Origin of the sequence: Modestobacter sp. Leaf380 (assembly GCF_001424485.1) — a bacterium.
Taxonomy (GTDB): Bacteria; Actinomycetota; Actinomycetes; order Mycobacteriales; family Geodermatophilaceae; genus Klenkia.
The window spans coordinates 107506-129286 of the sequence record NZ_LMQC01000024.1 but is presented as its reverse complement, the minus strand read 5'-3'; the positions used below and the strand labels follow the sequence as shown (position 1 = coordinate 129286).

General features: G+C 75.0%; 20 protein-coding genes and 1 riboswitch. Of the genes, 9 read left to right on the top strand and 11 right to left on the bottom strand.

Going from position 1 to position 21781, the window contains the following annotated elements:
• Positions 1-27: 27 nt before the first annotated feature.
• Genes ASG41_RS21785 through ASG41_RS21770 form a run of 4 tightly spaced genes read right to left on the bottom strand, consistent with a single transcriptional unit; the run spans position 28 to position 3695 of the window.
• Positions 28-1143, bottom strand: coding sequence for an NDMA-dependent alcohol dehydrogenase (locus ASG41_RS21785; protein ID WP_056300628.1), 1116 nt, complete (start codon positions 1141-1143; stop codon positions 28-30).
• Position 1144: 1 nt separating this feature from the next.
• Complete coding sequence (locus tag ASG41_RS21780) at positions 1145-2695, bottom strand: NAD(P)/FAD-dependent oxidoreductase (protein WP_056300627.1); 1551 nt, start codon at positions 2693-2695, stop codon at positions 1145-1147.
• The gene (locus ASG41_RS21775) at positions 2692-3159 is read right to left on the bottom strand and encodes a GNAT family N-acetyltransferase (RefSeq protein WP_056300623.1); all 468 of its coding nucleotides are present in this window, start codon (positions 3157-3159) and stop codon (positions 2692-2694) included. The genes ASG41_RS21780 and ASG41_RS21775 overlap by 4 nt, the downstream gene beginning before the upstream one ends.
• Positions 3156-3695: a hypothetical protein gene (locus ASG41_RS21770; protein WP_056300620.1), complete on the bottom strand. Its 540-nt coding sequence runs from the start codon at positions 3693-3695 to the stop codon at positions 3156-3158. The genes ASG41_RS21775 and ASG41_RS21770 overlap by 4 nt, the downstream gene beginning before the upstream one ends.
• Before the next feature lie 209 nt (positions 3696-3904).
• Positions 3905-4051, top strand: a riboswitch (cyclic di-AMP (ydaO/yuaA leader).
• 15 nt (positions 4052-4066) lie between these two features.
• On the opposite strand from ASG41_RS21770, the gene ASG41_RS21765 reads away from it, so the two are divergent.
• The 3 genes from ASG41_RS21765 to ASG41_RS21755 all read left to right on the top strand — a co-directional run bounded on the left by ASG41_RS21765 (position 4067) and on the right by ASG41_RS21755 (position 7081).
• Entirely contained in the window at positions 4067-5230 is a 1164-nt protein-coding gene (locus ASG41_RS21765; RefSeq protein ID WP_056300614.1) for a C40 family peptidase, read from the top strand.
• 179 nt (positions 5231-5409) lie between these two features.
• Positions 5410-5754, top strand: coding sequence for a DUF3817 domain-containing protein (locus ASG41_RS21760; protein ID WP_056300611.1), 345 nt, complete (start codon positions 5410-5412; stop codon positions 5752-5754).
• A 10-nt stretch (positions 5755-5764) separates the two neighbouring features.
• Entirely contained in the window at positions 5765-7081 is a 1317-nt protein-coding gene (locus tag ASG41_RS21755) for a serine hydrolase (protein WP_056300609.1), read from the top strand.
• A gap of 138 nt (positions 7082-7219) precedes the next feature.
• Here the strand turns inward: ASG41_RS21755 and ASG41_RS21750 are convergent, their stop codons facing one another.
• Genes ASG41_RS21750 through ASG41_RS21740 form a run of 3 tightly spaced genes read right to left on the bottom strand, consistent with a single transcriptional unit; the run spans position 7220 to position 9830 of the window.
• Positions 7220-7738: a hypothetical protein gene (locus tag ASG41_RS21750; RefSeq protein ID WP_200939176.1), complete on the bottom strand. Its 519-nt coding sequence runs from the start codon at positions 7736-7738 to the stop codon at positions 7220-7222.
• Between the two features lie 39 nt (positions 7739-7777).
• On the bottom strand, positions 7778-9340 hold the full coding sequence (locus tag ASG41_RS21745) for an alpha/beta fold hydrolase (protein ID WP_056300606.1): 1563 nt from the start codon (positions 9338-9340) through the stop codon (positions 7778-7780).
• A gap of 19 nt (positions 9341-9359) precedes the next feature.
• Positions 9360-9830: an Lrp/AsnC family transcriptional regulator gene (locus ASG41_RS21740; protein ID WP_200939175.1), complete on the bottom strand. Its 471-nt coding sequence runs from the start codon at positions 9828-9830 to the stop codon at positions 9360-9362.
• 185 nt (positions 9831-10015) lie between these two features.
• Between ASG41_RS21740 and pdhA the strand changes: the two genes are divergently transcribed.
• From pdhA to ASG41_RS21720, 4 genes are read left to right on the top strand one after another with little or no spacing between them, the layout of a single operon-like run.
• A complete protein-coding gene (gene pdhA / locus ASG41_RS21735) occupies positions 10016-11155 on the top strand; it encodes a pyruvate dehydrogenase (acetyl-transferring) E1 component subunit alpha (protein ID WP_235565000.1) in 1140 nt (379 codons plus the stop codon).
• On the top strand, positions 11152-12126 hold the full coding sequence (locus ASG41_RS21730; RefSeq protein WP_082557220.1) for an alpha-ketoacid dehydrogenase subunit beta: 975 nt from the start codon (positions 11152-11154) through the stop codon (positions 12124-12126). The genes pdhA and ASG41_RS21730 overlap by 4 nt, the downstream gene beginning before the upstream one ends.
• A 1-nt stretch (position 12127) precedes the next feature.
• Entirely contained in the window at positions 12128-13660 is a 1533-nt protein-coding gene (locus ASG41_RS21725) for a dihydrolipoamide acetyltransferase family protein (RefSeq protein ID WP_056300602.1), read from the top strand.
• A 10-nt stretch (positions 13661-13670) separates the two neighbouring features.
• Positions 13671-14849 (top strand): AGE family epimerase/isomerase, encoded by a 1179-nt coding sequence (locus tag ASG41_RS21720; protein ID WP_056300600.1) that lies wholly within the window; start codon positions 13671-13673, stop codon positions 14847-14849.
• 166 nt (positions 14850-15015) lie between these two features.
• Here ASG41_RS21720 and ASG41_RS21715 read toward each other — a convergent pair whose 3' ends face one another.
• From ASG41_RS21715 to ASG41_RS21700, 4 genes are all read right to left on the bottom strand, one after another.
• On the bottom strand, positions 15016-15276 hold the full coding sequence (locus tag ASG41_RS21715; RefSeq protein WP_056300598.1) for an HPr family phosphocarrier protein: 261 nt from the start codon (positions 15274-15276) through the stop codon (positions 15016-15018).
• Positions 15277-15316: 40 nt separating this feature from the next.
• On the bottom strand, positions 15317-17461 hold the full coding sequence (locus ASG41_RS21710) for a fructose-specific PTS transporter subunit EIIC (RefSeq protein ID WP_056300596.1): 2145 nt from the start codon (positions 17459-17461) through the stop codon (positions 15317-15319).
• A 74-nt stretch (positions 17462-17535) separates the two neighbouring features.
• The gene (locus tag ASG41_RS21705; protein ID WP_056300593.1) at positions 17536-18537 is read right to left on the bottom strand and encodes a 1-phosphofructokinase family hexose kinase; all 1002 of its coding nucleotides are present in this window, start codon (positions 18535-18537) and stop codon (positions 17536-17538) included.
• A complete protein-coding gene (locus ASG41_RS21700) occupies positions 18534-19301 on the bottom strand; it encodes a DeoR/GlpR family DNA-binding transcription regulator (RefSeq protein WP_056300774.1) in 768 nt (255 codons plus the stop codon). The genes ASG41_RS21705 and ASG41_RS21700 overlap by 4 nt, the downstream gene beginning before the upstream one ends.
• 282 nt (positions 19302-19583) lie before the next feature.
• Here ASG41_RS21700 and ASG41_RS21695 point away from each other — a divergent pair, with 282 nt between their 5' ends.
• Positions 19584-21299 (top strand): phosphoenolpyruvate--protein phosphotransferase, encoded by a 1716-nt coding sequence (locus ASG41_RS21695; RefSeq protein ID WP_056300590.1) that lies wholly within the window; start codon positions 19584-19586, stop codon positions 21297-21299.
• Positions 21300-21607: 308 nt separating this feature from the next.
• Positions 21608-21763, top strand: a complete 156-nt coding sequence (locus ASG41_RS23885; protein WP_162245593.1) for a hypothetical protein — start codon at positions 21608-21610, stop codon at positions 21761-21763.
• Positions 21764-21781: the final 18 nt, after the last annotated feature.

Below are 21781 nucleotides of genomic sequence, written 5' to 3'. Positions count from 1 at the left end.
GAGCTTCCTCTGCCGCAGGGGGCGGGGTCAGTCGGCGTGGACCAGGAGGCCGCGGATGGTCTCGCCGGCGGCCTGGTCGGCGAAGCCCTGGGTGAGCTGGTCCAGGGAGTACCGGCGGGTCACCAGCCGGTCGAGCTCGAGCTTCCCCTCGGCGGCCAGGCGCAGCAGCATCGGGACGTCGCGGTGGGCGTTGCAGCTGCCGAACAGCGCGCCCTGCACCCGGTGCTCGAAGACGGTGAGCCCGTTGCCCTGCAGCGCGACGGTGACGTCGGAGCCGATGTCGGCCAGCGCGGTGAGCACCAGGGTGGCGCCCTTGCCCAGGCAGCGGGCGGCGGCGCGGGTGGTGTCGGCGTCGGTGGCGCCCACGGCGAGGACGACGACGTCCGCGCCGTTGCCCCGGGTGAGCTCCCGGGCCAGCGCGGCCGCGGCCCCGGTGTCCTCGACGGCGTGCGTGGCCCCGACGGACCGTGCGAAGTCACGCCGGAAGGCGACCGGGTCGACGGCGATGACGTGCGAGGCGCCGGCGTGCACCGCGCCCTGGACGGCGTTGACCCCGACCCCGCCGCAGCCCACGACGACGACGGTGTCCCCGGGCCGGGTGCCGCCGGCGTAGACCGCCGAGCCCCAGCCGGTGGGCACGCTGCAGGCCATCAGCGCGGCGGTGTCCAGGGCGACCCAGGGGTCCAGCCGGATGACCGAGGCCTCGGACAGCAGCGAGTGGCGGGCGAACGCGCCCACCATGCAGAACCCGCCCAGCGGCTCGCCGTCCAGCCGGAAGGGCCAGGTGCCGGTGGGCAGCTGCCCGGTGGCGATGGTGGCGCCCAGGTCGCACAGGTTGGACCGGCCCGACGCGCACCACCGGCACACCCCGCAGGCCGGCAGGAAGCTGGCGACGACGTGGTCCCCGGGGGCGACGCGGCGCACGCCCGGGCCCACGGCGAGCACGACGCCGGACCCCTCGTGGCCGCCGACGACCGGGTAGCGCCCGCCGGGGTTGGAGTGCCGCAGGTGCTCGTCGGAGTGGCAGAGCCCCGCGTAGGCCATCTCGACCAGCACCTCGCCCGGGCCGGGGTCGCCGACCTCCAGGGTCACGAGCTCGTACTGGTCACCGGCACCGCGCAGCACTGCGCCCGTCGTCTCCACGTCAGGTGTCTAACAGGTGCCGCGCCGCCGCGTACCCGCCCAGGCCGCTGACCGCGCCGCCCCGGACGGTGCCGCCGCTGGAGGCCGCGACCACCCGGGGGTGGGCGGTCGCCGCGCCCCAGGTGCCGGCCGGCTGGGCGTCGGTGCCGACCGGCCAGGCCAGGTCGCCGTGGAAGATGTGCCCGCCCGGCATGGCGAGGGAGGCCTCGACGTCCAGCGGGGAGGCGGCCTGCAGGCAGGGCCGGCCGTCGGCGTCGCGGGCCAGGCAGTCCGCCAGCGGCTCGTCGAGCTGGGCGTCCAGCTGCGCGACGACCCGGCGCACCGCCTCCTCCCGGGTGCCGACGGGGTCGGCGCGGAACAGGTCGGCGGGGGTGTGCAGGCCGAACACGGTCAGCGTGTGCAGCCCGGTGTCGCCCACGATGCCCGGGTCGGTCAGCGAGTGGCAGTACACCTCGAACGGGACGACGTCGGGCAGTGCCCCGGTCGCGGCCCTGGCGTACGCCGCGTCGATCTGGGACGCCGCCTCGTCGACGTGGCAGGTGCCGCCGAACGCCACCGCCGGGTCCAGGCCCGAGAGCGTCCGGGGCAACCGGGTGAGCACCATGTTGATCTTGAGTTGGGCACCGACGGGCCGGGGGCCGGCCGTCGCGCCGGTGAGCTCGTCGAGCACGGCGGGCGCGCACCCGGCGACGACGTGCCCGGCGTCCGCGGCGTGCGCCGTCCCGTCGTCGTCGGTCCAGTGCACGGTGGCCCCGTCGTCCCGGGTCTCGACGGCGGTGACGGTGGCCCGGGTGACCAGCTCGGCGCCGGCCCGCCGGGCCGAGTCCGCCATCGCCCCGCTGACCGCGCCCATCCCACCGACCGGCACCCGCCACAGGCCCGTGCCGTTGCCGACCAGGTGGTACAGGAAGCAGCGGCCGGCGAGGCCGTCGGCGGCGTGCACGTCGGCGAACGTGCCGATCAGCCCGTCGGTGAGCGCGATGCCGCGGGTGACGTCGTGGTCCAGGTGGTCGGCGACGACGTCGGCCAGCGGCCGCTCGACCAGGTCCCGGTAGAGCCCCGGGTCGCGCAGCCGGGCCTCCAGCTGCGCCGCGCTGGGCAGCGGCTCGACCAGGGTGGGGGAGAGGTCCTCGGCGAGCTCGGCCAGCCGGCCGTAGAAGCGCTGCCAGCCGTCCCACTCGGCGTCCGAGCCGGTCAGCGCGCGGAAGGACTCCGCCGTCGCGCGGCCGGGGTCCCGCTCGACCACCAGGGCCCGACCGCCCAGCAGCGTGGCGGAGCTGACCGCGCGGTCGGCGAGGGCCAGGTCCAGGCCCAGGTCGGCGCAGATCCGGTCGGGCAGGAGGCTGACCAGGTAGGAGTACGCCGACAGCCGGACGTCGACGCCGGGGAACACCCGCTCGCTGACCGCCGCGCCGCCCAGGCCGGCCCGCCGCTCCAGGACCAGCACCGAGCGTCCGGCCCGGGCCAGGTAGGCCGCGGCGACCAGGCCGTTGTGCCCGCCCCCGACCACGACGACGTCGTACCTGCTGCTGGTCCCGGGCGGAAGGGTCACGCCAGCTCCTTCTCGTAGTAGCGGGACCACTCGTCGGGCTCGTCCCGGTAGTGGCCGAAGGCCTCGATCGGGCGGTACCCGGACCGCTCGTACAGCGCGATCGCCTCGTGCTGCAGCGGCCCCGTCTCCAGGCGGAGCGTGCCCCAGCCGCGCTCGCGGGCGACGTCCTCGAGGCCGGTGAGCACCAGCCGGGACAGCCCACGCCCGCGTGCTGGAGGTGCCACGTACATCCGCTTGAGCTCGGCGACGCCGGGCTCCAGCGGCCGCAGCGCGCCGCAGCCGACCGGGGTCCCGTCCTCCTCGGTCAGCAGCAGGACCACGGCGACGTCCTCGGCGGTCGGTGGGGTGCCGGACTCCCCTCGCCCGTCGTAGCGGTCCCGCAGCTCTGCCTGCTGGGCGTCGGAGAGGGCCTGGACCCGGGGGTCGGACCACGTGGTCGGGGAGAGCGTCGGCACGCCGGTCATCCTGCCCGCTGGACGTCCTGCAGCAGGCCCCACACGAACCGGGTGCGGACGCCGCGTGGCAGGTGCAGCTCGTCCCGGGTGGGCACCTCGGCGTCGACGACGGTGGCGCCCTCGACGGCGCCGACGTCGTCCACGACGTGTTCCCAGACGCGCAGGTCGTCCACCGTGGCCGGCGGCACCGTCGAGCCGGGCGCCCGGACCAGCTGGGTGCGCAGCACCTGACCGTCGGGGCCCGCGACGACCTCCCAGCGCAACTGCGGCCACAGCGGCAGCGGCCACCGCCGGACGAGCAGGGGCAGGTCGCCCCAGGCGCTGGCGGTCTCCTCCTCCGGGGGGCCGAGGACGGCGGTGAACGCCGCGCCGCCGCGGGGTCCGCCCGGTGCGTGCTGGAGGGCCTGCCACCGGGTGTGCGCGGCGTGCGCCTGGGCCCGGGTGGCCTCCACTCGGGGGAGCGCGTCGGCCACCAGGTCGGGTCGGAGGTCGCTCATCCGGCGTAGCAGGACCAGGCAGAACTCGCGGCGTGCCAGTCCCCGCACGCAGTCAGCTCCTCACCCGTTGTGAGCGTGTCCACACGACGCGCATGAAGATGTCCACAAAAGCACCCCCGCCGGTTGTCATGACTACGTGACCGACCTACGGTCGGCCAGTCCGGACGGATTCATCCGTCGCCCTCCCTGGGTGACACCGACCGGACGCCGCCGAACCGCACGCCCCTCGCGCACCACACCGGAACACCGTCCGACCCCCGGGTCGGGCACCGAGGAGCAGCGGACCGGGGACCCACCGCAGCACTGGGGTGAAGCACTCCCGACCCACCCAGGGTCGGACGTGCCGGGCGACCTTCCCGTCCGAATCCGTCAGCTAACCCGGTAGGCGGCTCGTTGGAAGAAAGGACCACCCGCCTCACATGGCGAGTTCGAGCATGCCCGCGCGCCGTCCCGCCCTCCGCGGACGTCGCGCAGCGATCACCCTCTTCGCCGCCGCCGGGGTCGTCCTGACCTCCACGCCGGCGCTGGCCGCCCCCGACGCGCCGGCCACCACCGAGTCCGCCCCGGCGAGCGAGCCCACCACCGCCGCCGAGGCCGCCCAGCTCATCGCCGCCAAGGGCCACGAGCTCGAGGTCGTCACCGAGGACTTCAACACCGCCCGCGAGGAACTGGCCGCCGACCAGGCCGCCGCCGCGCAGGCCGCCACCGACGCCGCCGCCGCGCAGCAGGCCTACTCCGGGGCCCAGCAGTCGGTCACCTCGGTGGCCCGCACCGCCTACACCGGCGGCAACCAGCTCAGCTCGCTGCAGGCGATGCTGACCAGCGGATCCGCCGGTGACTTCGTCGACCAGATGACCACGCTGGACCAGCTCTCCGCGCACAGCACCGAGGTGCTCGACGCCGCCCAGTCCGCCAACGACTCCGCCGCCGCCGCGCAGCAGACCGCCGAGCAGACCGCTGCCGACGCGCAGGCCCAGCTGGACAGCGTCACCGCCCAGCAGGCCGCGCTGAACAGCCAGATCGCCGACTACCAGGCGCAGTACTCCGCGCTGTCGGCCGCCGAGCAGCAGGCCGCCCAGGCGGCGGCCGCAGCCGCGGCAGCGGCCGCCCCGGCTGCCACCAGCAGCTCCTCGTCGTCGGCGTCGTCTTCCTCCTCGTCGTCGTCGTCGAGCCGATCGGCGCCCGCCTCCGAGGAGGCGTCCGGCGGCTCGACCGTGGTCGCCAACAGCGCTGCCGCCCAGATCGCCGTCGACACGGCGATGGCCCAGCGCGGCGACCCGTACGTGTGGGCCGCCTCCGGCCCGAACAGCTTCGACTGCTCGGGTCTGGTGCAGTACGCCTACGCCGCGGCCGGCATCTCGCTGCCGCACTCCAGCCGCATGCAGGCCTCGATGGGCCAGGCCGTCTCCCGCGCCGACCTGCAGCCCGGCGACCTGATCGCCTTCTACAGCCCGGTCAGCCACATCGGCATCTACATCGGCAACGGCCAGATGGTGCACGCGCCCACCTCGGGCGACGTCGTCAAGGTCGCCAGCATCGACACCATGGGCAGCATCACCGCCATGCGTCGCCTCGCCGGCTGACCCACCCGCTGCACCACGACGCCCCGGACACCGCCTGGTGTCCGGGGCGTCGTGCTGTCCAGGGCTTCGTGCTGTCCGGGGCCTCGTGCTGTCCGGCGCCTCGTGCTGTCCGGGACACCCCGGCGGGAGGTCGGTCACACCCGGGGACCCGGAGCGGCCCCGGGGCGTTGGGGGGTGACGTGAGCGCCCTGACCGCACCCCGCACCGTCGCCCGCGTCTTCCGCTTCGTCGCCCTGGCCGAGGCGGTGACCTGGGCGTTGCTGCTGGCCGGCATGTTCGTGAAGTGGGTGCTGCAGACCTCCGAGGTCGGCGTCCAGGTCGCCGGCCCGATCCACGGCGCGGTCTTCGTCGTCTACGTCCTGGTCACCCTCCTGGCCTGGCGGGTGCTGCGCTGGGACCTGCGGACCGTGGCCCTCGCGCTCATCGCCTCGATCCCGCCGTTCGTGACCGTCTGGTTCGAGCGCTGGGCCGTGAAGACCGGCCGGCTGCCGGTGGACGCCCCCCGGGTCCCCGCGGCTGGCTAGCCTGCCGGGCATGGTCGAACCCACCACCGCGCGCACCCTGCTGGCCCGCACCGCCCGGGTCCAGCGCGACGGCCGCGCCCCCGGCCTGGTCGCCGGCGTCGTCCGGGACGGCGGGCTGGCCTGGTCGGCCGGGCGTGGGGAGGTCCCCGGTGACCCGACCGACGTGCAGTACCGGCTGGGCTCGATCAGCAAGACCGTCACGGCGGTCGCCGTCATGCGGCTGCGCGACGAGGGCCGCCTCGGCCTGGACGACCCGCTGGACACCCACGTCCCCGGCACCCCGCTGGGCGACCGCACCGTGGGTCAGCTGCTGAGCCACCTGTCCGGCGCCTCCAGCGAGAGCCCCGGCGGCTGGTGGGAGCGGGTGCCCGGCGGCACGCTGGCCGACCTGGCCCTGGCCCCCGAGCACGTCGTGCTGGGCGCCGCCCGCCGGTTCCACTACTCCAACCTGGGCTTCGGCCTGCTCGGTGAGCTCGTCGCCCGGCACCGCGGCGCCCCGTGGGCCGACGTCGTCACCGCCGAGGTGCTCGCCCCCCTGGGGATGACCCGCACGACGCCGCGGCCCAGCGGCGCGGCCGCCCGGGGCACCGCCGTCCACCCGTGGGCGGACGTGGTGCTGCCCGAGCCCGAGCACGACGCCGGGGTGATGGACGCCGCCGGCCAGCTGTGGTCGACGCTCACCGACCTGGGCCGGTTCGCCGCGTTCCTGCTCGGGGACACCGGCGACGTGCTCGCCGGATCCACGCTGGCCGAGATGGCCGTCCCGGCGGGCGTCGACAGCTCCGCGCCGGGATGGTCCGCCTACGGGCTGGGCCTGCAGGTGCTCCGGGTCGACGGCGCCACCCTCGTCGGGCACGGCGGCTCGATGCCCGGGTTCCTGGCCGGGGTGTTCGTCGACCGCGAGGAGCAGGCCGGCGCGCTGATGCTCGCCAACACCACCAGCGGCCTGGACCCGCTGGTGCCCGGGCTGCTGGCCGACCTGCGGGCAGCCGAGCCGCGCGTCGTCGACGCCTGGACGCCGGCAGAGCCCCCGGTGCCCCTGAGCGACCTCGGCGTCTGGTTCTGGGGCCCCGCCCCGCACCTGTTGCGCGCGGTGGGCGGCGGCCTGCTGCACCTGGGCCCGCTCCCCGGCCGCGGCGGCCGGGCCAGCCGGTTCGCCCGCCGGGCCGACGGCGGCTGGGTGGGGCTGGACGGCTACTACGCCGGAGAGACCCTGCGCATCGCCGGCGACCACCTGGACCTGGCCACCTTCACCTTCACCCGCCAGCCCTACGACCCCGCCGCCCCGGTCCCCGGCGGCGTCGACGAGGCCGGCTGGACCGCCTGACCCCCGCAGCGCCGGTCAACGTCCGGTTCCCTGGGTCGACCTGCCTCGCCGGACGTTGAGCCGCGTCGTGCACCGGCTCCACGTCCGGATGGCTGTGTCCACCCAGGAAACCGGACGTTGCCTCCCCCGGGCGGCGGGTCAGGCGCGGTCGAGGGCGGCCAGGGTGGAGTGGGTGGCGAAGCCGTAGGCCAGGTGCGGGACGACGTCGGCGGCCCAGTCGGTGGCCGACCAGGTCCGCGGGTCGCTGATGCCCAGCACCGCCATCGGCCCGTTCGCCCCGATCAGGGCGGCCACGGCGGCGGCGAGCCCGCCGACCACCGGGTTCGGCCGGAAGCCCAGTGCGCGGGCCAGGCCGGACAGGGCGCCCACGCCGACCCCGGCGACGATGCCGGTCAGCGGGCCGAGCCCGGAGACCCGGTTGTCACGGGTCTCGCCCTCGCCGGGGATGCCGACGTGCGCCTTGTCCGCGAGCGCCTCGACGGTCTGCTCCGGGGTGGAGCTGGTGCCCCGGCCACGGACGGCCATGTCCAGGTAGGTCACGGTGTTGAGCACCGTCGTCCCGGCCGCTCCTGCTGCGGCACCGCGCAGCAGCCAGCCGCCGGTGGAGATGCCTCGCTTGCCCTTGCCGATCGCCCCGAACGGGGTCTCGATTGCCATGCCGCTCCCCTACCCGGCCCCGGTGGGGCCGGAAACGGCTCAGGGGTAGGGGTCGGCGATGTCACCGGGGCAGTTCGTGAACCGCTCCGCGGGCACGGTCCCCTCGAGCACGAAGGCGTCGACCGGGCCGTCGACACAGGGGTCGCCGGCACCCCAGACCACGTGGAACCCGCCCTGCAGCAGCACCAGGGCGTCCTCGGGGCCCTGGCCGGGCGTCAGGTCCCGGAAGACGCCGAGCGCACCGGCGACCGGGGTGTTCGGGTCGGCGTCGGCGTTGACCACCAGCACCGGGTAGGGCGGGTCGGTGACCGGGGCCGGGCGCGGGACGTCGGGGGAGTCCGCGACGCCGGGCCAGAAGTGGCAGGGGGTGTCGCCGTAGTAGTAGTCGCCCAGCCGGAGCTGGTCGACGCCCTCGGCGGCGGCCCGGTCCAGCCAGCCGTCCAGGGCGGCGGCGCCGTCGCCGCCCTGGGGCACGAAGTCGTAGTCCTGGCACTCGACGGCGTAGAACAGCGCGTCGGAGAAGTCGTCCGTGGGGCCGAACCCCCCGCCGTCCTCGGCGAGGTCGACGAGGGCCGAGTAGTCGCCGAGCACGGCCTCGTTGACCGCGACCTGCAGCTCGGTCCGGGAGTACGGGTCGCTGATCCACCCGAAGGCCGCGCTCTTCAGGGTGGCCTCGTCGACGACGGTGCCGTCGTCCAGGGTGACCGGTTCGGCGGCCAGCCGGGCCTGCAGCTCGTCGTAGGCCGCCAGCGAGGTCCCGGGTGCCTCGTCGGCGCAGGCGGGCTGGGTGTCGCAGGACAGCAGGGTGCGGGCCAGGATCTCGGAGTCGGCGCGGGCCGAGCCCAGCGCGAAGTCCTGGATGTCGGTGGTCAGGTCGACCACCCCGTCGACCACCACCCGCTCGACCCGGTCCGGGTGGGCCGCGGCGTAGGTCTGCACGTACTGCGTCCCGTAGCTCTCCCCGTAGAGCACCAGGGCCGGGGTGCCCAGCCACTCGCGGAAGTCCTCGAGGTCCTCGACGGCCTGTCGGGTGGCGTAACGGGGTGCGGTGGCCGGGTCGACCCCGGCCTCGGTGAAGCACTCCTGCCCGAACGTCGTGGCGGCCTCGGCGTACGCGGTGCGGTCGGCGGCCGTGGAGGAGGTGTCGACGGTCTCGGCGAAGGACCCGTAGTACGTGTCGTCGCAGCGGAACTCCTGGGAGAGCCCGATCCCGCGCTGGTCGAAGAAGACCGTGTCGTACTGCTCGGCCACCGCGGCCGGGTAGCGGGAACCCAGGTAGAGATCGGCCACCGACAGGCCGCTGGACCCGGGCCCGCCGGTGGCGGTCACCAGGACGCCGCGGCTGTCCCCGTCGGCCCGGCGCAGCCCGAAGGTCACGTCCCAGTGCTCACCGGTCGGCTCGGCGTGGTCGACCGGCACGCTGAGGGTCACGCAGGAGAACTCGTCGGCGCCCACCGCACCGGCGTCGTCGCACGGCTCCTCGCCGACGAACGTCCAGCCGCTCTCCCGGGGGGCCGGCGACCCGGGCACCGTGGTCACGCAGCCGGCCAGCAGCAGGGCGAGGAGGACGCTGGCGAGGGGCCGGGCCGCACGGGTGAGCACGGCGCACCCTAGACCGGCGTCAGAGCCCGGCGGCCCGGCGGAGCAGTGGTGTCATCCGGTGGTCGACGAAACGGCGCAGCGCCAGGTTGGTGTCGGTGCGCTGCACACCGGGGATGGCGAGCACCTGCTCGCTGATCCGCCACAGGTCGTCCGCGTCGACGGCGACCACCTGGACCAGCAGGTCGGCCACCCCGGACAGCCCGATGACCTCGAGCACCTCGGGGATGTCGGCCAGGCCGGCGCTGACCTCGGCCAGGGAGGTCTGGGTGACCGTGACGGTCACGTAGGCGCCCAGCCGGTAGCCCAGCGCCTCGGGCCGGACCCGCCGCTCGAAGGGGTCCAGCACGCCGCCGGACTCCAGTCGCGCCAACCGGGTCTGCACGGTGTTGCGGGCCAGCCCCAGCTCCTGGGACAGCGCCATCACCGTGGCCCGGGGGTCCTCGGACAGGGCGAGCAGGAGGCGCGCGTCAGTGGCGTCGATGCCGGGCACGGTGCTCAGTGTGCCACGCCACAGTCGGGTCCGACCGAGCATCCTGCGCAATCGGACGCCGGGGCCTTGCGCAGATCTGCGGCACAGTGATGTGCTGCACACCGGTGCCGCGAGGTGCTGGAGACGTCCACCGACCGTGGCGCCGGAGACCCCGGTGGCCGCGGGACGACGGCGAGGAGAAAGTCGTGACCGCAGTACCCGACGTGCGCGAGATGGTCGACCCGGTCCCCGGGGCGGGCGCGCCGCACCTGCCCGCCCAGCCCGACCTGGTCCAGCTGCTCACCCCCGAGGGTGAGCGCGTGGAGCACCCGGACTACGCGCTGGAGATCGGCGACGACGAGCTCCGCGCGCTGTACCGCGACCTCGCGCTGGTCCGCCGCTGGGACGTCGAGGCCACCGCCCTGCAGCGGCAGGGCGAGCTGGGCATCTGGGCCTCGCTGCTGGGCCAGGAGGCCGCGCAGATCGGCGCCGGCCGGGCGCTGGGCGCCGACGACATGGCCTTCCCGACCTACCGCGAGCACGGCGTGGCCTGGGCGCGCGGGGTCGACCCGCTGCACGTGATCAGCCTCTTCCGCGGCAACGACCTGGGCGGCTGGGACCCGGTGCAGCTGGGCTTCAACCTCTACACGGTCGTCATCGGTGCGCAGTGCCTGCACGCCACCGGCTACGCGATGGGCATCCAGCGCGACGGCGCCGACGCCGCCGCGCTGGCCTTCCTCGGTGACGGCGCCACCAGCCAGGGCGAGGTGAACGAGGCGCTGATCTGGGCCTCCACCTTCGACGCCCCGGTGGTGTTCTTCTGCCAGAACAACCAGTACGCGATCAGCGTGCCGATCGAGCGCCAGTCCAAGGTGCCGCTCTTCCAGCGCGCCGCCGGCTTCGGCTTCCCCGGCGTCCGGGTCGACGGCAACGACGTCCTCGCCGTCCTCGCCGTCACCCGCGCGGCCCTGGCGCGGGCGCGGGAGGGCTCGGGTCCCACGTTCATCGAGGCCTTCACCTACCGGATGGGCGCGCACACCACCTCCGACGACCCCACCCGCTACCGGTTGGCAGGTGAGCTGGAGGAGTGGAAGCTGCGCGACCCGATCGCCCGGGTCAAGGCGTACCTGTCCCGCTCCGGCAAGGCCGACGCCGCCTTCTTCGACGCCGTCGACGCCGAGGGCGACGAGCTCGCCGTCCGCATCCGGAAGGGCACGTTGGAGATGCCCGACCCGGCCGGCACCGAGATGTTCGACCACGTCTACGCCGAGCAGACCGAGGAGATCGCCGCCCAGCGCGCGGACTTCCTCAGCTACCACGCCGGCTTCGAGGGAGCAGAGCAGTGACCACCCTGACGCTGGGCAAGGCGCTCAACAACGGCCTGCGCAAGGCCATGGAGGACGACCCGAAGGTCGTGCTCATGGGGGAGGACATCGGCAAGCTCGGCGGGGTCTTCCGGATCACCGACGGCCTGCAGAAGGACTTCGGCGAGGCGCGTGTGGTGGACACCCCGCTGGCCGAGGCCGGCATCCTGGGGACGGCGGTCGGGCTCGCCATGCGCGGCTACCGGCCGGTCTGCGAGATCCAGTTCGACGGGTTCGTCTTCCCCGCCTACAACCAGATCGTCACCCAGGTCGCCAAGATCCACGCCCGCTCCCGCGGCCGGCTGCCCATGCCGATCACCATCCGGATCCCCTTCGGCGGCGGCATCGGCGCGGTCGAGCACCACAGCGAGAGCCCCGAGGCCTACTTCGCGCACACCACGGGCCTGAAGGTCGTCGCCGTCTCCAACCCGGCCGACGCCTACTGGATGCTGCAGCAGGCCATCGCCTGCCCGGACCCGGTCGTGTTCTTCGAGCCCAAGCGCCGGTACTGGGACAAGGCCGAGGTCGACCTGGACGTGTCCCCGCCGCCGCTGTTCAGCTCCCGGGTGGTCCGCGCCGGGGACGACCTCACCCTGCTGGCCTACGGCCCGATGGTGAAGACGGCGCTGCAGGCCGCCCAGGCCGCGGAGTCCGACGGCCAGTCCATCGAGGTCATCGACCTGCGCACGCTGTCCCCGCTGGACCTGGGCCCGGTCGAGGAGTCCGTGCGCCGGACCGGCCGCTGCGTCGTGGTGCACGAGGCGCAGACCAACCTGGGCCTGGGCGCGGAGATCGCCGCCCGGGTCACCGAGAGCTGCTTCCACTCCCTGGAGGCCCCGGTGCTGCGGGTCGGTGGCTACGACGTCACCTACCCGCCGTCCAAGCTCGAGGAGGAGTACCTGCCCGACCTGGACCGGGTGCTGCACGTCGTCGACCGAGCGATGGGGTTCTGAGATGGCCGACCTGCGCCAGTTCAAGCTGCCCGACGTCGGCGAGGGGCTGACCGAGGGCGAGATCCTGCAGTGGCTCGTGGCGGTCGGCGACGTCGTCGTCACCAACCAGCCGCTGTGCGAGGTGGAGACGGCGAAGGCCGCCGTCGAGCTGCCCAGCCCGTTCGCCGGCACCGTCGTGGAGCTGCTGCACGAGCCGGGGACGACGGTCGACGTCGGCGCCCCGATCATCACCATCGACCTCGGCGGGGACGTTGCCCCCGCCGCCCCCGCAGCCGACGACGACACCCCGGCGGCCGGGCTGATCGGCGGGCCCGCACCGGGTGGTCGCACCTCGGTGCTGGTCGGCTACGGCCCGAGGAACACCGAGGCCGTCCGCCGTCCGCGCCGCTCCGGTGCGGCTGCCGCCGAGCGGGCCACCGCGCCGCAGGTGCTGCCCGAGGCCGATTACGGCTCGAACACCGGCCCGGGGTCCGAGCGCCCGCCGCTGCTGGCCACCGCGCCGGACGCCACGACCAAGCCGGTCCGGCACGGCGGCCTGGAGACCGGCCGCCAGGCCGAGGCCGCCGCGGCCGCCCGGCCCGACGTGGAGGCCGCGCCCAGCCGCACCGTCGCCCCCGGCCGGGGCGCCCCGCGCCCGCTGGCCAAGCCGCCGGTGCGCAAGTACGCCAAGGACGTCGGGGTCGACCTGACCACCGTGACCGGCACTGGCGCCGGTGGGGTCATCACCCGCGCCGACGTCGACGCTGCCCGCGGCTCGGGCGCGCGCACCCCGGCGGAGCTGGCCGCCGACGCCGGCACCGTCGTCCGCTTCCCGGTGGCCGACGCCGGCACGGAGGGCCGCGAGCAGCGGATCCCGGTCAAGGGCGTGCGCAAGCACACCGCGGCCGCGATGGTCGCCAGCGCGTTCACCGCGCCGCACGTGACGGAGTTCCTCACCGTCGACGTCACCCGCACCATGCAGCTGCGCACCCGGCTCGCCGCCCGCCCCGAGCTGGCCGGGCTCAAGGTCAGCCCGCTGCTCTTCGTGGCCAAGGCGCTGCTGCTGGCCGTGCAGCGGCACCCGATGATCAACAGCTCGTGGGACGAGGCGGCCCAGGAGATCGTGGTCAAGGACTACGTGAACCTCGGCATCGCCGCGGCCACCCCGCGGGGGCTGATCGTGCCCAACGTCAAGGACGCCGGCCGGCTGTCGCTGGCGGAGCTCGCCGGCGCGCTGGCCGACCTGACCGCCACCGCACGGGAGGGGAGGACCAGTCCGTCCGCGATGTCCGGCGGGACGATCACGATCACCAACGTCGGGGTGTTCGGCGTCGACACCGGGACGCCGATCCTCAACCCGGGTGAGTCGGCGATCCTGGCCTTCGGTGCGGTCCGTGAGATGCCGTGGGTGCACAAGGGCAAGATCCGCGTGCGCCAGGTGACCCAGCTGGCGCTGTCCTTCGACCACCGCGTCGTCGACGGCGAGCTGGGCTCCCGCTTCCTGGCCGACATCGGCGCCGTGCTCCACGACCCGGGGACCGCACTGGCCTTCTAGGGTCGGTCGCATGGAGACCGAGCTCGGGCCGCTGCTCGCCTTCGCCGCGCGCGCCCGGGTGCCCGACGGGTTCGGGTACCTGGGTGCCGACGGGGTGGTCGAGGAGCGGCCGACGGAGACCTGGATCAGCGCGCGGATGACGCACGTGTTCTCCCTGGCCGCGCTGTTGGGCCGGGAGGGCGCACTGGAGCTGGCCGAGCACGGCGTCCGGGCGCTGGCCTCGGGGCCGCTGCGGGACGGCGAGCACGGCGGCTGGGGTGCCAGCACCAGCGACCGGTCCAAGGCCGCCTACGTGCACGCGTTCGTGCTGCTGGCCGCCTCCTCGGCGACGACCGCGGCCGTGCCGGGGGCCGCCGAGCTGCTGGACGAGGCCCTCGCCGTCTGGGAGGACCGCTTCTGGGACGACGCCGAGGGCCTGGCCCGGGAGTCGTCCACCCCCGACTGGTCGCAGACCGAGGACTACCGCGGCGCCAACGCCAACATGCACGGCGTCGAGGCCGCGCTGGCCGCCGCCGACGCCCTGGCCGGCACCCACCCGGAGACCACCGCCCGGCTGCGCAGCCACGCGCTGCGCTCGACGGAGCGGATCGTGCACGGCTGGGCGCGTGAGGCCGACTGGCGGCTGCCCGAGCACTTCACCAGCGACTGGACGCCGCTGCCCGAGCACTCGGCGGACGCGAAGGCCGACCCGTTCCGGCCCTACGGCGTCACCGTCGGGCACCAGTTCGAGTGGGCCCGGCTGTGCCTGCACCTGGACGCCGTCCTCGGTGAGCGCGCGCCCGGCTGGCTGCGCGCCGACAGCGCCGCCCTGTTCACCGCCGCCACCGAGCGTGGCTGGGCCGCCGACGGCCACCCCGGCTTCCCGTACACGCTGGACTGGTCGGACCGGCCCGTCGTCGTCGCCCGGATGCACTGGGTGCTGTGCGAGGCGGTCGCCGCGGCCGCCGTCCGGTACGCGGTCACCGGGGACCCGCGCGCCGCCGGGCTGCAGCACACCTGGGAGGCGCACGGCGACGCGCACTTCCTGGACCGCTCCACCGGCAGCTGGCACCACGAGCTCACCCCCACCGGCGAGGTCGGCACCGGCACCTGGACCGGCCAGCCCGACGCCTACCACCTGGCCCAGATGCTCCTGCTGGGAGCCGACCGCCCGGTCCGCGGCAGCGTGGCGGCGTCCCTGCTGCCCTGAGGCCCCACCCGTCCTCCGCCGCCGGTGGACCTGCGGCGGAGGAAGCTCTGCACCCCCTGTTGGCCTACAAGGGGGGTGTAGAGCGTCCTTTGCCTCCTCCTACGCCGGGCCCGGACGCACGAACGCCCCGCCCCCCGTGAGGGGGACGGGGCGTCGTGTGGGGCTGCTACTCGGCGTCGAGGTCCCGGGAGACCATGCCGGCGATGTCGGCCAGCACGGCCTCGTCGTCGCTGGTGACGACGACCTCGGCGCCCTTCTTGGCGCCCAGGGTCATGATCATCAGCGGGGAGCCGGCGTCGACCGGGTTGCCACCGGGCGTGGCCAGGGTGACGGGCACCCCGGACTTGCCGACGGCCTCGGCGATCAGGGCGGCGGGGCGGGCGTGCAGGCCGACGGCGGATCCGACGGTCACGGTCTGGCTGGGCATGCGGTGCGCTCCTCTGCGTCGAGTTCTGGCACTGATCGTGTCAGTTGGCGCCGACGGTGGCACCACGGGTCGTGCCGGCGTCCCCGACCATCGCGTCCGGGGTGGCCGCTGCCGGCGTGGTCTCCGGGGTGCGGCCGATGCCCTTGGCGACGGTGACGGCGATGCCACCGACGACGGCCCCGATGAGGACGGCGAGCAGGAAGAGGAAGAAGTTCGTCATCGCGAAGAAGACGAAGACACCGCCGTGGGGCGCCCGCAGCTCGGTGCCGAAGGCCGCGATGAGGGCACCGGAGGTGGCCCCGCCCAGCATCATCGAGGGGATGACCCGCAGCGGGTCGGCGGCGGCGAACGGGATGGCGCCCTCGGAGATGAAGGACAGGCCCAGCAGGATGCCGGCCTTGCCGTTCTCCCGCTCCGCGGGGGTGTAGAGCTGCTTGCGCAGGAAGGTCGACAGGGCCATGGCCAGCGGGGGGACCATGCCGGCGCCCATGACGATCGCCATGATGCGCAGCGAGGCGGGGCTGGGGTCGGCGACGCCGATGCCGGTGGTGGCGAAGACGTAGGCGGCCTTGTTGACCGGGCCACCGAGGTCGAAGCACATCATCAGGCCGAGGATGACCCCGAGCAGGATCGCCGAGGAGCCGGACAGGCCGGTGAGGAAGCTGCTGAGGCCCTCGAGGGCCAGGGCGAGCGGGCGGCCGAGCACGAGGGCCATGAGGCCGCTGGAGATGACGGTGGCCAGCAGCGGGATGATCACGACGGGCTGCAGGCCGCGCACACCGGCGGGGAGCTTCCAGCCGGCGATCCACTTGGCCGCGAAGCCGGCCAGGATGCCGCCGACGAGGCCGCCGAGGAAGCCGGCGCCGACGGTCAGGGAGACCGCACCGACGACGAAGCCGGGGACGATGCCCGGGCGGTCGGCGATGGCGAAGGCGATGTAGCCGGCCAGGGCCGGGACCAGGAAGCCGAACGCGGCCTGGCCCAGGACGACGAACAGCGCGCCCAGGTAGCCGAGGAAGCCGTCGTTGAGGCCCTCGATGCCCGGGGCCACCGGCAGGTCGAAGAGGTTGTTGTTGAGCAGCCAGTTCTGGCCGTAGCTCAGGCCCTCGGCCGAGGGGTCGCCGTTGACGATCTGGTAGCCACCGAAGAGGAAGCCCAGCGCGATGAGCAGACCACCGGCGGCGACGAACGGGATCATGTAGCTGACGCCGGTGAGCAGCCAGCGGCGGATCTCCGAGCCGGCGCTCGGGCGGCCGCCGGTGGTCGCCGGGGCGTCGGAGGAGGCGCCGGCGCCGGGGACGCGGCGGGCGTTGGGGTTCTGCGCGGCCGCGAGGGCCTCGCGGATCATGACCTCGGGCTCCTGGATGGCCCGCTTGGTGCCGGACTGGACGACCGGCTTGCCGGCGAACCGCTCCCGGTCCCGGACGCCGACGTCGACGGCGAAGATGACCGCGGCGGCCTTGCTGACCACGGAGGGGTCGATCGGGGTCGCGCCGGAGGAGCCCTGGGTCTCCACGTGCAGCTCGACGCCCATCTCGCGGGCGGCGGAGGCCAGCTTGTCGGCGGCCATGTAGGTGTGCGCGATGCCGGTCGGGCAGGCGCTGACGGCGACCAGCACCGGGCGGTCGGCCGACGCGGCGGGGGTGGCTGCGGCGGGGGTGGCAGCGGCCGGGTCGGCGTGTGCGCCGGCGGCCGGCGCGGTGGCCGGGGTGGCGGTGGTGGCGGTGGCCGGCTCGGGGGAGACGACGTCCTGCACCAGGGCGACGACCTCGGTGTCGGAGGAGGCGGCGCGCAGCGAGGCGACGAACTCCGGCCGGACCAGGGCGCGGGCCAGCGCGGTGAGCAGGGTGAGGTGGTCGGCGTCGCCGTGGGCCGGCGCGGCGATCAGGAAGACCAGGTCCGCGGGGCCGTCGGAGGCGCCGAAGTCCACCGGCGGGGAGAGCCTGGCGAAGGCCAGCGAGGCCTCGGTGACGGCCTCGGAGCGGCAGTGCGGGATCGCGATGCCGCCGGGCAGGCCGGTGGCCACCTTGGACTCGCGGTCCATGGCGTCGTCGTAGAGGCCCTCGGTCGAGCTCGCGCGCCCGGTGGCGGACACCAGCCCTGCCAGGTGCCGGATGACGGCGGTCTTGTCAGCGCCTGGGCTGACGTCGAGCGCCACCAGGTCGGTGGTGATCAGTGCGGACACGGGTGCTCCATGGGTCGCGGTGGGGTGGTTCGCGGTCGGGGTGGCTCGGGTGCGGGTGCGGGGCGCGGCGTGCGTCAGTGCGCGGGGGCGTGCTCGTGCGGCGGTGCGGTGCTGCTGCCGGGCAGGCCGGCGGTGACCCGGACGGCGGCGCCGTCCACCTGGGCCGGGGTGGGGACGGCGGAACCGGGGAGGGAGGCCGAGGCCGACCCGTAGGCGACGGCGTTGCGCAGCCGGTCGGCCGGCGGGGCGCCGGCCAGGTCGGCGAGCAGGTAGCCGGCCAGGCTGCAGTCACCGGCGCCGACCGTGCTGCGCACGGTGATGGCCGGCGGACGGGCGGAGAACAGGCCGCCGTCGGCGGTGCTGAGGACGGCGCCGTCGCCGCCCAGGGTCAGCAGCACCGCACCCACGCCGCGCTCGTGCAGGGTGGCGACGGCGGCCAGCGCCGCGTCGGGGTCGGCGACGACGGTGGCCTCGTCGACCCCGGCGAGCTGGGCCAGCTCCTCGGTGTTGGGCTTGAGCAGGTCCGGGGCGGCGTCGGGGCCGGCGGCCAGCAGGGCGAGCAGCGGCCCCTCGGAGGTGTCCACGGCGATCCGGGCGCCGGTGGAGCGGACGGCCCGGACCAGGTCGGCGTACCAGCCGACCGGGGTGCCCGGGGGCAGCGAGCCGCACAGCGCCACCCAGGAGGCGGTCGCGGCGTGCTCGACGACGGCGGCGAGCAGCGCCGCGCGGACGGCGTCGTCCAGGCGGGCGCCGGGCTCGTTGAGCTTCGTCGTCGTGCCGTCGGGCTCGGTGAGGGTGTAATTGGTGCGGACGGCGTCGGTGATCGCGACCGTGGCCAGCCGCAGGCCCAGGGTCTGCAGCGCGCGGACCATCGGGTCCTCGTCGGCGGCCGGGAGCACGGAGACCACGTCGGCGCCGGCGGCGGCGACGGCGCGGGAGACGTTGACCCCCTTGCCGCCGGGCTCGGTGTGGCTGACGCCCAGCCGGGCGACGAGGCCCCGCTCCAGCGGCCCGGGGAGCTCCAGCGTGCGGTCCAGGCTGGGGTTGGCGGTCAGCGTGACGATGGTGTTGCTCATGCGGTGAGCACCTCGATCCCGTGAGACTCGATCTCGGCGACGACGTCCGGGTCGGCTTCGTCGTCGGTGACCAGGACGTCGACGTCGTCGACGCTGGCGAAGCGGACCAGGTGCTCGCGGCCGAGCTTGCTGCTGTCGGCCAGGACCACCACGCGTTGGGCGGCGCGGACCATGGCGCGCTTGCTGGCGGCCTCGGTCTCGTCCGGGGTGGAGAAGCCGTGGCCGGCGCTGACCCCGTTGGCGCCGAGGAAGACGACGTCGACGCGCAGGTCGGCCAGGGCGGCCACGGTGCTCTCCCCGACCGCGGTCTGGGTGATGCCGCGGACCCGGCCGCCGAGCACGTGCAGGCTGACGCCGGGGGCGACGGTGAGCCGGTGGGAGATCGGCACCGAGTTGGTGACCACCAGCAGCCGCCGGTCGGCGGGCAGGATCTCGGCCAGCGCGGCGGTGGAGCTGCCGCCGTCGAGCACCAGGCTGCCGTCGACGTCGGGCACCAAAGTCAGCGCGGCGGAGGCGATCCGGCGCTTGTGCTCGGTGCGGGTGCCGCGCCGCTCGCCCAGGCCGGGCTCGACGACGGTCAGCGCGCCGGTGGGGACGGCGCCGCCGTGCACCCGGCGCAGCATCCCGGCGCGCTCGAGGACGGCGAGGTCGCGGCGGACGGTCTCGGTGGTGACGCCGAACCGCTCGGCGACGGCGGTGACGGCGAGCCGTCCGCGCTGGGCGACGAGACCGGCGATGGCCTGCTGGCGTTCCTCTGCGTACACGGTCACCTCCTCGGCGTCGTCCGGGTCACGTCTCGCTGCCCGTTCGTGTGGCTTCGCGTCTGTGTTGGTGTTGTTTTACGTTGGTTACGTTGACAAGTCAAGGCCTTGTCGTGACTCTGGTCACCGGGGCCCGCGGTGGGTGTACGAACGCCCGCCGTGTCGCTCCCCGCACGCCCCGCACTCGTCCGGCACCGGCGCCGGCGCACGCACCGCACCACCGCGCAGTCCGCCCGTGAACGGCCACCGGCCGCTCCGCAGCCCGACAGAGAGGCCCCGCACACGATGTCGACCACCACCCCCGACGCCGCCGTCACCCCGAGCGCCGACGGCCCGACGGTGCTCACCGGCACCCCGGTCGTCCCCGGTGTGGCGTGGGGGCCGGTCATCCGGCCGCACGGCGCGGTCCAGCTGCCGACCGAGGACGCCGAGCCGGTCGCCGAGGGCGACCGCGCCGCGGAGAAGGCGCGGTTCGGTGCCGCCGCCGAGGTGGTCGCCACCCGGCTGTCCGAGCGGGCCGCCGCAGCCAGCGGCGTCAGCGCCGCCGTGCTGGGCACCACCGCGGGCCTGGCCCGCGACCGCGGCCTGCTGTCCACCGTCGAGCAGCGCATCGACGGTGGGGCGTCCGCGCCGGTGGCCACGGTCGGCGCGGCCCAGCAGTTCGCCGAGCTGTTCGCCAGCCTGGGCGGTCTGATGGCCGAGCGGGTCACCGACGTCAACGACGTCCGGGACCGGATCGTCGCCGAGCTGACCGGGCAGTCCGAACCCGGCGTCACCAACCCCGACACCCCGTCGGTGCTGCTGGCCGACGACCTGGCCCCCGCCGACACGGCCGGGCTGGACCCGACCCGGGTGGTCGCGCTGGCCACCCGCCTGGGCGGCTCCACCAGCCACACCGCGATCATCGCCCGCCAGCTCGGGCTGCCCTGCGTCGTCGCCGTGGGCGGGCTCTCCGACGTCCCCGAGGGTGCCGTCGTGCTCGTCGACGGCGAGCAGGGCACCGTCACCGTCGACCCGGACCCGACCGAGGCCGGCTCCCGCGTGGAGGCCGCCCGGCAGGCGGCCCAGGCGCTGGCCGGCTACGAGGGTCCGGCCACGACGTCGGACGGGCACGCCGTGCAGGTGCTGGCCAACGTGCAGGACGGCGCCGGGGCGCGTGCCGCGGCCGCCGCGCACGCCGAGGGCGTCGGCCTCCTGCGCACCGAGCTGGCCTTCCTCGGCCACTCCGAGGAGCCCGGCGTCGAGGAGCAGGCGAAGGGCTACGCGGAGGTCTTCGAGGCCTTCGCCGGCCGCAAGGTCGTGCTGCGCACCCTGGACGCCGGCTCGGACAAGCCGCTGGCCTTCGCCACCCCGCCGGACGAGGCCAACCCGGCCCTCGGCGTCCGCGGACTGCGCACCTCGCGGCTGGACCCCGGCATCCTGACCCGCCAGCTGGACGCCGTCGCCCAGGCCGCGGAGCGGACCGGTGCGACCCCCTGGGTGATGGCACCGATGGTCTCCACTGTGGCCGAGGCCGCCGAGTTCGCCGCCCTGGTGCGCGAGCGCGGCATGGTCCCCGGCGTCATGGTCGAGGTGCCCTCGGTCGCGCTGCTGGCCGACCGGTTCCTGCAGCACCTGGACTTCCTGTCCATCGGCACCAACGACCTCTCCCAGTACACGCTGGCCGCCGACCGGCTCTCCGGCGACCTGGCCGACCTCACCGACCCGTGGCAGCCCGCGCTGCTGCGGATGGTGCAGCTGACCGCCGAGGCCGGGCAGCGCGTGGGCAAGCCGGTCGGGGTGTGCGGCGAGGCAGCGGCCGACCCGCTGCTGGCCTGCGTGCTGGTGGGTCTGGGGATCACGTCGCTGTCGTGCGCGGCGTCCTCGGTCGCCGGGGTCGGCGCCAAGCTCGGCACGGTCACGCTGGCCACCTGTCAGCAGGCCGCCGAGGTGGCGCTGGCGGCCGACGACCCGACGGCGGCCCGCGCCGCCGTGCGCGAGGTGCTGGACGCCGCTGCCTGACCCCGCGCCGCGCCGCGCCGCTCCGTGCCGAGCCCCCGTCGACCACCCGGTCGGCGGGGGCTCGTCGTGTCCGGGGTCGACACGCGCGGGCCCGCTGTGGCCCTGGGCACGGCGCTCCCGGCGCCGGGGTGTCCGGGGCCACCCCCAGCGTGTGGCGCCGGACACCATTCGTAGGTCCCTGCTGCTTTCGGGTGAACATCCGTAGATCAAACGCCGACATCACCTCCGTTCCGTTGGAACAAACGGACGCTCGCCTGCTTTAATACAGGCGTAACAACAACCGCAGCAGTACGGAAGAGGGACACACCATGAGCAGCGTGACCAGCACCTGGCGTCAGCGTCGTCAGGCGTCGCGGACCCGTCGGGCCCTGGACAAGGCGCTCGCCCGCAGCAGCAGCCCCGCGATGCGCGACGACCTGCTGACCCTGGCGAACAGCAGCCAGTTCACCGCCGTCATCCGCTGACGCAGCGCCGTCCCGACG